Source organism: Candidatus Infernicultor aquiphilus, from assembly GCF_002784285.1.
In the GTDB taxonomy this organism is placed as follows: domain Bacteria; phylum Atribacterota; class Phoenicimicrobiia; order Phoenicimicrobiales; family Phoenicimicrobiaceae; genus Infernicultor; species Infernicultor aquiphilus.
The window spans coordinates 1-12,711 of record NZ_PFKO01000253.1 but is presented as its reverse complement, the minus strand read 5'-3'; the positions used below and the strand labels follow the sequence as shown (position 1 = coordinate 12,711).

At 34.3% G+C, this 12,711-nt stretch carries 11 protein-coding genes; 9 read left to right on the top strand and 2 right to left on the bottom strand.

Annotated features, from left to right (window positions below):
• The first annotated feature begins 413 nt into the window (after window positions 1-413).
• The 7 genes from COZ07_RS06775 to COZ07_RS06745 all read left to right on the top strand — a co-directional run bounded on the left by COZ07_RS06775 (window position 414) and on the right by COZ07_RS06745 (window position 6,115).
• Complete coding sequence (locus tag COZ07_RS06775) at window positions 414-632, top strand: DUF2283 domain-containing protein (RefSeq protein ID WP_406607812.1); 219 nt, start codon at window positions 414-416, stop codon at window positions 630-632.
• Window positions 633-681: 49 nt separating this feature from the next.
• Complete coding sequence (locus tag COZ07_RS06770; protein WP_406607811.1) at window positions 682-852, top strand: hypothetical protein; 171 nt, start codon at window positions 682-684, stop codon at window positions 850-852.
• Between the two features lie 85 nt (window positions 853-937).
• Window positions 938-1,399: a nucleotidyltransferase family protein gene (locus tag COZ07_RS06765; RefSeq protein WP_406607810.1), complete on the top strand. Its 462-nt coding sequence runs from the start codon at window positions 938-940 to the stop codon at window positions 1,397-1,399.
• A complete protein-coding gene (locus tag COZ07_RS06760) occupies window positions 1,392-1,817 on the top strand; it encodes a HepT-like ribonuclease domain-containing protein (RefSeq protein WP_406607809.1) in 426 nt (141 codons plus the stop codon). Before COZ07_RS06765 ends, COZ07_RS06760 begins: the two co-directional genes overlap by 8 nt.
• 307 nt (window positions 1,818-2,124) lie before the next feature.
• Window positions 2,125-3,762 carry a polysaccharide biosynthesis protein gene (locus COZ07_RS06755; RefSeq protein ID WP_406607808.1) on the top strand — a complete coding sequence of 546 codons (1,638 nt, stop codon included), beginning with the start codon at window positions 2,125-2,127 and terminating at the stop codon, window positions 3,760-3,762.
• A gap of 104 nt (window positions 3,763-3,866) precedes the next feature.
• Entirely contained in the window at window positions 3,867-5,030 is a 1,164-nt protein-coding gene (locus COZ07_RS06750; RefSeq protein ID WP_406607807.1) for an NAD(P)/FAD-dependent oxidoreductase, read from the top strand.
• A gap of 17 nt (window positions 5,031-5,047) precedes the next feature.
• Entirely contained in the window at window positions 5,048-6,115 is a 1,068-nt protein-coding gene (locus COZ07_RS06745; RefSeq protein ID WP_406607806.1) for a glucose-1-phosphate thymidylyltransferase, read from the top strand.
• An 86-nt stretch (window positions 6,116-6,201) separates the two neighbouring features.
• On the opposite strand, the gene COZ07_RS06740 is transcribed toward COZ07_RS06745, so the two are convergent.
• Together COZ07_RS06740 and COZ07_RS06735 are read right to left on the bottom strand one after the other, a co-directional pair.
• Window positions 6,202-9,417 carry a hypothetical protein gene (locus COZ07_RS06740; RefSeq protein WP_406607805.1) on the bottom strand — a complete coding sequence of 1,072 codons (3,216 nt, stop codon included), beginning with the start codon at window positions 9,415-9,417 and terminating at the stop codon, window positions 6,202-6,204.
• A gap of 79 nt (window positions 9,418-9,496) precedes the next feature.
• Complete coding sequence (locus COZ07_RS06735; protein ID WP_406607804.1) at window positions 9,497-10,366, bottom strand: transposase; 870 nt, start codon at window positions 10,364-10,366, stop codon at window positions 9,497-9,499.
• A gap of 233 nt (window positions 10,367-10,599) precedes the next feature.
• On the opposite strand from COZ07_RS06735, the gene COZ07_RS06730 reads away from it, so the two are divergent.
• Together COZ07_RS06730 and COZ07_RS06725 are read left to right on the top strand one after the other, a co-directional pair.
• Window positions 10,600-11,721, top strand: a complete 1,122-nt coding sequence (locus tag COZ07_RS06730) for an amidohydrolase family protein (protein ID WP_406607803.1) — start codon at window positions 10,600-10,602, stop codon at window positions 11,719-11,721.
• Between the two features lie 229 nt (window positions 11,722-11,950).
• Window positions 11,951-12,711 (top strand): putative Ig domain-containing protein (locus tag COZ07_RS06725; RefSeq protein ID WP_406607802.1); only part of this gene is annotated, 761 nt, incomplete at its 3' end.

The window sequence follows — 12,711 nt, the reverse complement described above, 5'->3', positions numbered from 1 at the left end:
GGATACGGTAATGGTGATTCTATCGGGAGGTATGGTCCTGGGTTCTCCGGCAGCAGGTGATGAGGGAGCAGAAAGAGGCATTAAATAATAATTTTTATGCTCTACACGAATGGATAGGTTTGATGTATTATGGTGTAGGTTTTAGGTGAAGGGAAAATGCATATTAGTGTACAGCGTTGAGCGTACGAAAACGGGGACAGGCTACTTTTTAGCTATTATGTAGGGGTTGAATTCATTCGATCCAACATTATAGGTTGATGCTATTTTAATTTTTTAATATGTGTTATAATTTTACATATGGATAAAGAGTATTGGCAATATGTAAGCCAAAGAAAGAGTAAATATGGAGATACAAATCGATCAACACACCTTAGAACGATCAGAGAAACGAGGAAAATGTGAGGTGAAATAAAATGAACATTCTTTATAATGACAAAACAGATCTTCTCTATATTCGTTTAGATGAAAGAAAACAGGAAGTTGTGAACAAGCGAATTTCTGAAGATATTGTGTTGGATATAGGAAAAGATGAAAGAGTTATAGGTATTGAGATTCTCGGTGCCTTAAAACGGGTGAATTTAGAAAGGCTTTTACCGATAAAGTATGAAACCCCAAAGGGGGTCGCCTCTTAGGAAGAAAAAAAAGGAATCCTTTAAGGAGAGATAATTTTGGAGCGAGATCATGCCCAGAGGAGTTTTTGGAAGATTTTCATCTTTATGGATTGGCGGAACGCTACTTGCAATTCACGAATACGGGGAAATCGATCGCAGGAGAGTATATCAATATTTGTTGGAAAAATTAGAACTTTTCAAGGCTTTTAAAAAAGAAATACTTAATTGGCTGAAGAATTAGTCTTTATAGCAGATAAGATAAAGAGATAAGATAAAAAATAAATGTTGGTTATTTAGCTCTATATTACTGGGAGCCTGATAAAAAAATGGAAAAATCCCTAAAAATACAAAAAGAAAAAATCATTCTAAAACTAAAAGATTATTTTAAACAGGAGGCATCGGGGTATCATATTGAAATGGTTTTCCTGTATGGTTCTTGGGCCAGAGGATATCCTCACTATGATTCTGATTTAGATTTAGCCCTACTTTTCTCCTCTCCAATCAAAACTGAAGAATCTCTTTTTGCCTTAATTACTCAGATCTCTTATGAATTAAGCAAAGATTTGGGTCGAGAAGTAAATATTATTCCTATCTATAGTGATTTCCCTCATCCTATGCTTTATTACAATGCTATAATTTTAGGAATGCCTTTGTATATTAAAGATAAGGATAAATATATACAGTTAAAATTAGAATCAATCTATCAAATGGAGGATTTTCAAATTTTTGGTATTACCTGGCAGAGGAAAGTTGCCCAAGACATTATAAAGGAGATCATCCATGCCTGAATTTAATTATGCCAAAGGAAGGATTACCGATTCTTTACAATTTATAGCCACCGAGATAAAAGAATTTGAAGAAGACTATAGTACAAAAATCTGGAAAGATTATAAAGAAGATCGTAAACTACAGAAACTAATGGACCGAACCATAGAAAATATCTTTACTGCCTTGATTGAAATATGTGGTACTATTCTTACTCAAGAAGGTATTTCGGCAGAGAGTTATGCTCAGGCGTTAAGTGAATGTGCTCAGAGATTGGGATTTTCTGAAGAAGAACAAGAAATATTGGCTAAAATAGCTATGCAAAGGAATAGGTTGGCTCATCGATATCTTAACTTTCGTTGGCAGGCAATCGATATGTTTATTAAAAATAAATTGCTTATCCTAAAATTATTGACCAAGATTTCCGAAAAACCAGAATAGTAAAAAAGAGTAAAAGGGAAACAGAAATAGTTCAATATTTATAAGTATTGTAAGCATAAGTAAAGAAATCGGGGAATTATTAATAGAAGAGCGGAGGAATTTGGTGGATAAAATCATCAGGAAATTTTTTTGGGTAGTTTTAGACTTAGTTTTTATAAATATTTCTTTTATTCTATCTTTGTTATTAAGATTTGGCAAAGAGTGGGATGCTTATTTTTTTCTTGGTCCAGAGTCACTGATTTATCTTTCGGTATCTTTTTTCATATTCGCCTTATTTTTCAGGCTATATACCCGGATGTGGAGATATTTGAGTATAGGCGACCTTTTTTTAATTACGGAAGTAGTTACTGCGGGGGTATTTGTATCCTATCTGGGTTTAAATATAGTGCATAGCCTTCCTCTTCCTCGAACAGTAATAGCTTTGACCTGGTTTTTTAGTCTGGCCTTTATAGGAGGAAGCAGATTACTCTGGAGATTATATTGGGAAGGAAGGACCCCTTTAAAGAGAAGAGAAGAGCGGATATTAATTGTAGGAGCAGGAGATGCCGGGGAAATTATTTGTAGAGAAATAGAGAAAAGAAAAGATTTAGGTGTATTGGTCGGCTTTGTGGATGATGATAGGGCTAAAATTGGCAAGATAATTCGTAACAAAAAAGTATTAGGCCCAATTGATCAGATTAATGAGGTTATGGATCAAGAAAAAGTTGGCCTGGTAGTTATTGCTATCCCTTCCGCCAGAGGTAATGTGGTTAGAAGAATTATAGATAAGATAGAGAAAAGGGATATTAAAATAAAGATTGTGCCAGGTTTGTATGAATTATTAGGCGATAAAGTCAGTGTTTCTCGCATTAGGGAGGTCAAAGTAGAGGATTTATTAAATCGAGAACCGATTAATTTAAAGATAGAAGAAATATCTAAATATCTAAAAGGGAAGAAAGTAATGATCACCGGGGGAGCAGGCTCTATTGGTGAAGAAATAAGCTTACAGGTAGGTAAATATTCTCCTTCAGAATTAATGATCTTAGACCATAGTGAAAATGGTCTTTTTTATATGGAAAGAAAGATAAAAAAGGAGTATGGCGATTTGAAGCTTAATATAATGGTAGCAGATATTAGAAATAGAGAAAAAATGGAAAATATATTTAGGAGTTTTAAACCAGAGGTAATTTTTCATTCTGCAGCCCATAAACATGTTCCTATGATGGAATATCATCCTGATGAGGCAGTGAGTAATAATATCCTGGGAACTAAAAATTTAGTGGAGTTAGCAGATAAATATGAGGTTAATAATTTTGTAATGATCTCTACCGATAAGGCTATTAATCCTACCAGTGTAATGGGGGCAAGTAAGCAAGTAGCTGAAATGATCCTAAAAATGTATGGGAAAAAGAGTAAGACTAATTTTGTGGCGGTTCGCTTTGGAAATGTATTGGACAGCAGTGGAAGTGTAATCCGCACCTTTAAGAAGCAGATTGCTGAAGGTGGTCCTATTACCATAACTGACCAAGAAATGGAGAGATACTTTATGACCATTGCTGAAGCAAGCCAGCTGGTAATACAGGCTGGAGGATTAGGCCTTGCAGGGGAAGTATTTGTATTAAATATAGGTGAACCAGTAAAAATAGTGAATTTAGCCCGGGATTTAATCAAGTTATCCGGTTTTATACCCGATGAGGATATTAAGATAGAGTTTATTGGATCAAGACCAGGGGAGAAATTATTTGAAGAATTATTAACCGAAAAAGAACGAAGTAAGGTGCTGGGAGAAAGCGGGCACGAGAAGATTTTTATTGCTCAGACTGAAGATGTTGATGGAGAGAAGTTGGATGAGGATATTAAAGAGTTAGAAGTGCTGGCTAAGCAGATGGATAGTGAAGGGATTGTTAGAAAGTTGCAGGAAATTGTACCAAGTTATAGACCTAATCGAGAAATGCTTAAAAGGTAAAAAAAGGTGCCAGGCACTAAATTTGTCCTAAAGGTAAAAAAAGGTGCCAGGCACCTTTTTTTACCTTTTTTGTCCATAAAGAATATGTTATATAAGGAATTTATATGCAAATAGTTATTGTTGGTGCTGGGCCAGCAGGATGTTATACCGCTCAGCTCTTAAAGCATTATGGGGTGGGGTCGTCTATACGCATAATTGAAGAACATAATGAAGTAGGAAGACCAATGAGTTGTGCAGGGATTGTAGGAAGACAGGTCTTTAACAATACTTTATTACCTCTTTCGAAGGCTTCTATTATAAATCAAATTGATGGAGCCTTAATTATTCATGGAGATAATAACTTTTTAATTAAAAGACCAGGGGTGGCTTATGTAATAGATCGGGAGAGGTTTGATCAAGAGCTAAGCCGAGGATTAAAGGTAGAGTGTGGAAAGAAGTTAGTGGAGATAAAGAGAGAAGGGTCTGGTTACGTAGTTAACACTAATGTAGAGGATATTTATGCTGACTTAGTGATTGGGGCTGATGGGCCAAAATCAGAAGTAAGGAAGTTTATTGATTTTGATTTAGAAGAGTTTAAAGGGAAAAGGAGAGAAGGAGCTAGAATATATAATAAAAAATATGGTTATGTGGGAATGCAATATAGAATAAAATTGGATAAGGCTATTTCTGATTCTGATCTAAATATTACTAAAGTACATATGTGTGAAGGTATCCCCTTTTTTATCTGGATTATTCCCGAGAATAAGGAAATTATCCGTCTAGGAATTATTGCTCAAAATGGATGGCAGCAATTAGATAATTTTATAAAAAAATATAATATTAAAGGTGAAATTGTGGATAAATTAGCCGGAATTATTCCTTTGGGATTAGCGAGTAATACTTATTATAAAAATATTGTTTTAGTAGGTGATGCTGCTGGTCAGATAAAACCCTTAACCGGAGGAGGTATTTATTACGGCTTAAAAGCGGCAGAGATTTTGGTAGATTGTATTCGGGAAGGTAAGATAGCTGAATATGATAGAAGATGGAAGAGAAAATTCGGGAGAGAGATTAATTTTGGATTAAAGGCACGGCAAGTCTATGAAAAATTAAACCATGATGAGTTGGGGAAAATATTTTTAGTATTTAAGAAAAATACAAAATTTATAGAAAAGATAGCTAATTTCGAAAATCATTCAGTGGTGTTTAAAGAAGCGCTTAAAAGTCCTAAGATATTAATAGATGCAGGGAAAATTCTAGGCCGAAATATTGGGAAGATATTATTTTAAGAGAAGGGGGAACTGAATTGAAGGCGATAATACTTTGCGCTGGAAAAGGAACTCGTCTTAGGCCACTTACCTATACGAGTGCTAAGCATTTAATCCCTATTGCTAATAAACCAGTTTTGTTTTACGGAATTGAGGCAATTAGAGACTGTGGGATAAAAGATATCGGGTTAATTATCGGGGAGACTGGAGAGGACATCAAAGAAGAAATAGGTAATGGAGCTAAGTGGGGGGTAAATATTTCCTATATTGAACAGAAGGAGGCTTTGGGGTTAGCTCATGCGGTGGTAATGGCGCGCGATTTTTTAGGGGGAGATAAATTTTTAATGTATTTGGGAGATAATCTTTTAAAAAATGGAGTAAAACCTTATATAAGAAAGTGTAAGGAGGGAGATTATAATGCCTTTGTCTTATTGACGAAGGTGGATAATCCTCGACAATTTGGCATTGCTGAGCTGGAAGATGGAAAGGTAGTAAGGGTAGTAGAAAAACCTCAGAAGCCAGCCAGTAATTTAGCCTTAATAGGGGTCTATCTTTTTGATAAAAATGTTCATCTGGCTATTGATAGTATAAAGCCATCTGCTCGGGGGGAATTAGAGATTACCGATGCGATCCAATGGTTGATTGATAATGGTTATAAGGTTGGAGCTGAAGTTATTAAAGGTTGGTGGAAAGATACCGGGAAACCGGAAGATATTTTAGAAGCTAACCGTTTAATTTTAGAAGATATGGAAAGAGATATTAGTGAAGCGATGGTAGATGAGAGTTCTCAGATTTTAGGAAGGGTTAAAATTGGGAAAAGTACAGAAATTATTAATTCTAAAATATTAGGACCAGTAATAATTGGAAACAAAGTTAGAGTAATTGATTCCTATATCGGTCCTTTTACTTCTCTTTCTGATGGAGTAGAAATAAAAAAAAGCGAAATTGAATATAGTGTAGTTATAGAAGAGACTAAAATAGAGAATATACGAGGGCGAATGCAAAGGTGTCTGATTGGTAAAGATGTACGAATTTATCATTCTAAAGACTTGCCCTTAGTGTACGAATTTATCTTAGGTGACCATAGTAAAGTAGGTTTATTATAAAGAAGGTAAAAAAAGGTGCCAGGCACTAAATTTGTCATAAGGTAAAAAAAGGTGCCTGGCACTTTTTTTTACCTTTTTTTACCTTCTTAGAAAGAAGTACCTAAAGTGATATAGATATCATATCCTTTGGGGTCGATTAGTGCTTTGGCTGCTCCTAATCTTAGAGTAAAGGGAGAGTCATATTTAAGATTGAAGTCTGCTTTTAATTCTGCTCCCATACTGGCTTTAAAGTCCTGCCAATTAGAATTGATTTCATCTTTTTCAGTATTTATATTTAGGTTTGCACTTTCCCAGGCATTTCCTAGATCAACGAAGAAGACACCAGAAAGTCTTTCTAAGAACAGGGAGATAGGTCCTAGTTTAATGCTGTGCTCGATGTTGGCCAAAGGGAAACGATATTCTAAATTGGCTAAAAGTAAATTGTTCCCGGCAAGAGTGGCAGATTTATACCCCCGAAGCGGAAAAGTATTCACCTCAACATCACTCAGATTGTCCGCAGAATTGTAGCCTCCTAATTTAAATTTTTCTTTATCTAAATTTGATTCTAATAGGTTCGATGAGCTACAGCCAGCAACTAAACGGAAAGCTAATACCTGATGAAGAAAGGGAAGAGGAAGGAATTGTCTCCCATCAAATAATAATTTATTAAAAGTATAATCACTGCCTAAAGCTTTATCGGCATGTTCGTAGGTTAGAGAGAAGGAGTGGCCTTGTTCGGGGCTGATAGAGAATCCATATTTTTCTGCATCAGAATAGGAGTAGCCTAATCTTAGGCTGGCGATTTTTTCTTGGTCGGTATCTAAGGTAGTTGTTGTGTCAGAAGAAGAAAATTTTTCATATTGGTACCCCAAAGAAACTGTTTGTCTGTAAGAACGAGAATTTGTAGGGGAAGAAGTTTTTCCTTTAAAGGGAAAGTATAAATTAATGCCGGTTTTTCCTTCTTCCCACCAGGAAGTAGGTGAGACTTCATTAGATGTAAGAGCAGAAGAAGAATTTTGATCTAATTTTTCATTTTGAGAAGCAAGAGCAGTTTTCCCAGAAAGGTAAAAATTGATAATGGGTAATTGACGGTAATTATAATAGCTCAAATTATAATTTATGTTGTTACTGAGCAACCCATAAGTAACCGTCAAAGGGATAGAATAAAATCCCAGTACATCTTGTAATTCAGTTGAAAAGCCAATTCCCAAATCGTTTTCGGTGATTTGAACAGCGGGAATCCAGTAGGTAGGAGGCCAGAAAGTAGTAAAAGAATAATAGGGATGGACAGGGTAATTATTTAATAAAGCCATTTGGTTTTTAGGTAGAGTGCTATATAGATTAAATAAATTAGTTTTTTGAACTGGGATGATTAGTGATTTGTCATATTTTATTTCAGCCCATTGTTCAGGGTCTATTTTTATAAGATGAAGCTCATATCCAGTAGTATGATAATTGATAAAGGCTAATTGTTGGCCATCAGGAGAGATGGCCGGTTGAAAGGCTCCACCCAGGACATTGGTTACTTGATATAATTTTTTATCAGGCAATGAAAAGGCAAAGATATTATAAATTCCGGTGCGGTCAGAAGAAAAGAAGAGATATTTGCTGTCAGGAGACCAGCAAGGGCTAAGGTCATTATATTGGTCTTGAAAGATAGGCCAAAGAGAAAAAGTAGAATTGTTATTAGAATTAATAGAATTATTAGAATTAATAGAATTATAATTAGAGTCAAAATTTGAAATATATATATCCTGATAGCCCTGTCGCCAGGCGGAAAAAGCGATCATATCCCCTTGGGGAGACCAGGAAGGTTGATATAATTGAGTATCATCACGAAAATCAGTTAAATAGATAATATCTTCTTTATTAATAGGGTTATAAGTAGGTTGGCTTTCATTAATGGATGAGGATGAAGAGTGTAAGGAGTGTAAATTAATTAAGGCCAGGTTGTTTGTTCCTGATTCATTAATTACTGCCACAATTTGACTATTATCTGGGTTAGGTGACCAGTTCGGATCGCGAGCACGTAAACCTTCAGAGAGGCGGATTTCTTTATTTGTTCTTAAGTCAAATAAATAAAGGTCATAATATTCATAAAACTGCTCATAATTGCCTAATTTAGAATAAATTATTTTAGAACTATCGCCAGAGATGCTAAAAGAAGAATCCTGGCCATAGACTCTTTTAATTAAAGTTTGGCTTTTTTGATTAGAAAGATTTGAAAAAGTTACCGGAACAGAAGAAATTAAAGGGTCGATAAATTGAATGAAAGGATAAGAATGAGGAGAAGAAACTCTAACCGCTATTCTATCTCCATTGGGTGTGGAAAACCAGCGAGGATAATCGACCCAATAATTATAGTTAGTAAGTTGTTGAGACTCAGTAATGCTTTTTGAGGAGATAATCTTTTGAGCCTGAAGCTGATATTTTTCTTTTAGATAATCTTTCCAGGTTTGATATAGTTCGGTTAAGTTTGAACCAATGGCCTGTTTTAGGGCATAATTTATTCCTAAATAAGGGTATTGACAGAAGGTCTCACTTAAGGCAATGACTTTGCTTTCTCCATATCTTTGGGCTATAAAATGGATGAGAGATTGACCATAGATATAAGGAGCCGTACCATCGGGCCAGGAAGTAAGATAATAACCATCTATCTGATCTAAGGTGTTGAACTTATCTTCGAGGGTGGCCATACGAAGATACATATCATAGCGAGAATCTATACCTCTACCCCCAGCGGTAAATTTAGTTTCATTATAGACTGCTAATCCTTCAGTCGACCAGATGGGCTGGAGGGCATTAGGAGTAATTATCTGACCAAAGAGAGCCCGAAGAGCAGTAATAAGCCCACCAGTCATCTCAAAATGAGCTAAGTGGGTATATTCGTGAGTGATAACTATTTTAAGCCAGCTTTTAAATTTCATATCAAAGGATGTAGCAGTGGGTGCAGTTAAGGAAAGGCGAATCACTTGATGTGGAAAAGAAGAAGCAAAACCCAGGGCATAATCAGAAAAATCTTCTATAATTATAGCTATCTTCTGCAGGTGCAGGCGATGTTTTGGAGAGCCTAGTTGGGTATTAATTTTAAGATACACTTCTTCAGCTATATTGGCTACTTCTTGAGCTGACTGTTCGCTATTATATTCGTAATCTTTATTTTGATGTGGGTAAAAATAGACCGAAAAGTGAGGACTTTCTAAAACCTGCCAGGTTAAGCTGGGATCATAACGGTTAGCTTCCGCTTGCACAGTTATTGGTGAGCATACTAATAGAAATAGTACAGTAGTAATATAAATAAGAAGAAATACTGTCTTTTTCATGTTTTTCTCCAAGGTTAAAAAGGTAAAAAAAGGGAAAAAAAGGTGCCTGGCACCTTTTTTTCCCTTTTTTTCCTTTCATTTATGACAATAGGTCTGTTTTAATCCGATTTAGTAAGAGTTGGTAAAAATGATCAGTAATTAAATTCTTATGAGTTTTCTTGCTTATTCCTAATACGCTTTGTCGGGTAAGGTTTAAAGAAGTTGCTATATCTTTTATTCTATAACCTTCTTTTATTAATAGGTAGACAAGCAAATGCTTTAGGTGTTTATTATTTTCGATATCTCCAAATCGTTCTTTAACTTTTTCTAACCTATTTTCTATATTTTTGGGTGGTTTATTTTGGATATAATTTGAAGTTATTTTATTGAAATTCTGGAGAGCCTTTTCCGAGTTATTTTTTTGGCTATTTTCTTTTACAAAATTAATAAAATTATCTGGATTGGTTTGACAAAGTGTTAAGAATTCATCAATCTTTAGCCAAGGGGGAGTGATTTTATCTGGAGCGGGGAGAAGATATTGAAAACTACTCCAGGGGAATTCTTCGGGAGAATCTGCCAATCCGGCCTCTACTGGATTTAGACTAATATAAGATGCCACACTATACAGGTAAAAAGGATTTAAGATAAGATGGCTTTTATAGCGATCCTGGAAGAGATGACCTTTTCTAATATGTTTTATGTTATACCAGTGAGCATAAGAGGAATTTAAAAATTGCATGGCTTGAGAGAGATTTGCTTCCTCTGTCTTTAAGAGAAGGTGAGAATGTGTATCCATTAGGACATAAAAAAATATATGAACTTTAAATAAATTGGAGGTTTTTTGCAGAAGCTGTAAAAATTTATTTCTATCTACATTATCAGCAAAAATATCTATTCCTTCAATTCCTTTAACTATAATATGATAGAGTGCATTTTTATATTCAATTTCTTTCCTGTTTTTTCTTACCATAATGGTAAAAGTATACTATTTTATTTAGAATAGTTCAAATTATTTATGGGAGATCCCGGTACCAAATTTGTCTAAAAGGTAAAAAAAAGTGCCTGGCACCTTTTTTTACCTTTTTACCTTTATGACAAAAAAGGTGCCAGGCACCAAATTTGTCATAAATTATAGTTGAAGATTTTTTAAGAAATAGTGTATAATTAATTTCAGTTATTTATTCCAAAGGAGAATTAAAGAAAATGACCCAAAAAACTATCACTAATAAAATGGTAAAAAAGAGAAAAAAAAGAGATTTGTGGTTTTATATCATAATAATTATTTTACTCGCTGCGATGTTTTTGTGGTATCTCAGGCAAATAGGATATTTACCTTTATGGATAGATAACCAGCCGTCACCCCTTATTACCCAAATGGATTCAACCCTAAGAGAGAAAAGAGCAGCTTTTAAAATTATAAATGCTCACGAACATGTTCAATCCTTCCGCAATATACCAATCCTCCTTAAGATGATGGAAGACTGTCAGATTGAAAAAATGGTTTTATTGGGGACTTCCAAGTATACCTTTTATTTAAATCCTAAATACGGTTTTACTGAATATGATCAGAATAATGAAGAGATAATCAATATAAGTAAAAAATATCCTGATAAATTTATTGCTTTATGTACCATAAATCCTCTTGATGAAGATAAATTGGAAAAATTAAAGGCTTGTATTGTAGCTGGAGCTAAAGGTTTAAAATTGTATAATGGTCATGGTTATTTTTATGATCATTTTTTCAAACTTTCCTTAGATGACCCTGGGATGATGGAGGTATATGAATATTGCGAAGAACAGAGAATACCCATCCTTTATCATATAAACAGTGGTCGCTTTCTGGACCAAATGGAGAGGATTTTGAAAACCTTCCCTAATTTAGTGGTTGTTGCCCCTCATTTTATCTTGACTTCAAGAAATATTACTCTCTTAAGCAGACTCCTTGATACTTATCCCAATCTCTATACTGATATAAGTTTTGGTCATCCTGATTTTCAAGTAACTGGATTTAAAAGTATTTCTCAGAATGCTGTGGCCTTCCGGGAATTTATGCAAAAATATCGTGACCGGATAAACTTTGGGACTGATATAGTAATTACTTCTTATCGAGCGAAAAGCAGGAGCTATATTGAGGAGGTAACTTTAAGTTATTTTGATATGCTAGAGAAAGAGGAATTTACCTTGCCTTCATCAATTTATAAGATGATGAGTAAAAAAGCTCGGGAAAATACTGACCCAGATGCAGTGTATAAAGGACTTCATCTTGATGATGAAACGTTAAGGATGATTTATCATGATAATGTAGTAAGAATTTTTGGAAAATAAAATAAAATAAAATAAATAAAATAAATAAGAACTGAGGGTATTCTATATTTTATTATTATTATTATTATTTATAGAAAGATACCTATTAATGAATGATACCAAAAGTAAATCTTAATTACCTTAGCGAATCGAAAAATATTTGAAGAAAGGGAAGTATTAAGAGATGAAGAAATTTTTTGTATTATTGTTTGGATTAATTATTTTAATATTAATAGGGGGATGCCAAAATTTGGGAAATATTCTTCCTTTTCTAAATAGAGCCCCAGTTATAATTTCTGAACCTATCATTACTGCTAAAGAAGATCAGCTATATTCATATCAGATAGAGGCTAGCGATCCTGATGGAGATAACTTGAATTATTCTCTTATTATCAAACCAGAGGGAATGAGCATTAATACTGAAAAAAATGGTTTAATTATATGGATGCCAACTAATAATCAAGTGGGAATTCATCAAGTAATGGTGGAAATTTCCGATGGAAAATATAAGGTCCAGCAGGACTTTGAAATTGAAGTGATGAATGTGAATAACCCTCCCCAAATCCTTTCTTATTTTCCGGTCAATTTAAATATTGAAATTAATGAGGGGGATTCTGTAAAATTTGAAATTCAAGCACGTGATAATGACTTGAATACAATTTTACATTATCAATGGTTTTTAGAAGGAGAACTAGTAGAGAATTTCTCTGGAATAGGTAGCGCCTCAAAAAGTACTTGGAAATATTCTTCCGATTACGGCGACTGGGGGATAAAAACAGTGAAAGTTTTAGCAAATGATGGAGAATTTGAGGATAGCGTACAATGGAAAATAACTATCAAAGATATAACTCCTCCTAACCAACCTACAACAAATGAAGTGAGCTCACCGACTAACATTTCAACTCAGATTCTTTCTGGTACTAAAGATGCCAATACTTCCATCTGGATTAATGAAATTGAAGTTGTATCTCTTAATATATCTACTGATTGGTCTTACTCTCTTCCGCTTAT